We start from the raw sequence: 2,073 nt of genomic DNA, 5'->3' as shown, positions 1-2,073 counted from the left end.
CGGGCGGGGGCCCCGCCAGTGCTTGGACCCGGCCAGCTGAACGATCATCGTGTCGTGGTCGTCCCAGTGGGTGTCGAAACCGCGCGAATCACCCCAGATCAGATAAAGGTTGGCCTGCGCGCGTTCACGGACCAACCGCATGAGGTCGTCGGTGGCCGCGCCCACGGCCGGGTGCATCCGATCCACCCCGTCCAGGACCAGGCTCGCCCCGTCGCGCAATTCCTTGTACAAAGACTCCGGACGTACGATCCGTCGGGCCTCACGCGAGGCGGTCCCCGCCTCGGTGTAGTGCTCCAGCGGCACCGGGGCGCCTGCACGGTGCAGACGCAGCCGTGGCGGTTCGGGAGCACAGGTGGCCAACACGTGGTTGAGGTCCTCCAGGGTGAACAGCGTACGCACGGCGTCCTCGCCCAGGTCTGCGAAGACGAAGTCCTCCGACAGGTACGTGGTCAGGGCGTCATGGCCCACGGCGTCGCACAGGGCATGGCTGAACAGGCGGCCGGGCTCGATCACGGCGGTCCTTTCGATGTGGAGGGCGGCAGGGCGCGCGGACACCGCGGGGAAGGAGGAGGAAGGGCGAGGCCCCGCCCGACCCGGGCAGTGACGACCGGATCGGGCGGAACCGGATCAGATGAAGTCGGAACTGGAGTCGGTGCCGTCACTGTCGCCACCCGCCGTGATGTCGCGGGAGGTCACCTCCGCCAAGTCCTCGACCTCAACCTCGATGGGGTCCATACCGCACCTCGCTTTCTGTGCCAAAGAATCGATCCTCTTGACCAGGGCCGCCCCGGGTACGCTCACCCGGTCAACCCCGTTCTTCGCGCCGCGAACGCGTGCGCGTCCGCGGCCAGTCCGATGGCCCTGCTCACCGCACGCGGGCCGTGGCCGACCTCGTGCTCGTACCGCAGCAGGACGGGAGGGCGCTCTTGCTCCCCACCGGCCGCCGCGAGCAAGGCCGCGCACATCTTGCGCGGATGGGCGGCGTCGGTGCGGGTGTCCCCGTCGAACCCGGTGAGCAGCACGTGGGGATGGCGCGACCCCGGCGTGCGCAGGGCGTTCTCCAGGGCCCGGTGGTAAGGGGAGTAGGACAACAGGGCGAGGAAGTCCTCGGGGTCGGAGACACTGCCGAACTCGCGTGTCCACATCCGGCCCAACCCCAGGCGTTCGAACCGGACCATGTCCGCCAACGGGGCCGAGGCGATCACCGCCGCGCACAAATCGGGCCGGGCGGTCGCTGCGGCCAGTACCAGGAGTCCTCCGGCCGAACCACCCGACAGGCACAATCGGTCGCGTGCGCACCACCCGGAGGAGACCAACGTGTCGGCCGCCGCCACCAGGTCCTGGACGGCCCGGGGCTTTCGACGACCAGAACCCTCCAGGTGCCAGCGTCGCCCGGCATCGCCTCCGCCGCGCACGTGCGCCACCGCGTAGCGGCCGCCGCTGAGCAACCAGGCCAACACCGTGGCGCTGAATCCGAACTGGCGTGGCCGACCGAAACCGCCGTAGGCGTGCAGGAGTGTGGGCCGAGCGCCCGAGCCATCGGAGGCGTCGAAAACGGTGATCGGAATCCGGGTGCCGTCCGCCGAGCGAGCCCACACCACGGTCCGCTCCACACGGGGTGAGGACGAGGGCTCGGCGCCGTGCGAAGGCCAGTGGGAAGGAGCCGGTTCGCCCGGTTCCAAGCGCAACACTCGTTGCTGGGTGGACACATCGGCGTAGCCCAGGTAAACGGAACCATCGGGGGCGACGGAGGGGGTGGAGACCATGCCTTCTCCGGGCAACGCCACCCGGTACCGCAGCGCTCCGGTGGCGGCGTCGTGCACGGTGGCCTCACTGATCCCCAACCGGGTACGCACCACCAGCAGGGAGGCGCCCCCACCGCGTGGGTCGGGTTGGGGGCAGAACGCGTCCAGGGTGGCGCCGGCGTCCTCGGGCACCACCTCGCGCCAGTGCTCGGGGCCGGGTTCGTGGGGATCGGCCACACAGACACGGCGCCGGGACGCGCCCAGGGTGGTGCGCAGGTACAGCAGGCCGTCCGGACCCAGGCGTGCCTCCGTCTCGGCCTCGTGGCCC

At 70.7% G+C, this 2,073-nt stretch carries 2 protein-coding genes; both read right to left on the bottom strand.

The genetic code is table 11. The features are described 5' to 3' along the window. Positions 1 to 513, bottom strand: a 513-nt coding sequence (locus D472_RS0112740) for a JmjC domain-containing protein (protein WP_017604871.1), incomplete at its 3' end; no start/stop codon positions are given. A 284-nt stretch (positions 514 to 797) separates the two neighbouring features. Continuing rightward, positions 798 to 2,073, bottom strand: a 1,276-nt coding sequence (locus tag D472_RS0112730) for a prolyl oligopeptidase family serine peptidase (RefSeq protein WP_017604870.1), incomplete at its 5' end; no start/stop codon positions are given.

Source organism: Nocardiopsis alkaliphila YIM 80379 (assembly GCF_000341005.1).
GTDB lineage: Bacteria > Actinomycetota > Actinomycetes > Streptosporangiales > Streptosporangiaceae > Nocardiopsis > Nocardiopsis alkaliphila.
Note: the sequence above shows the minus strand (reverse complement) of the source record. Positions and strands in the feature narration are given on the sequence as shown.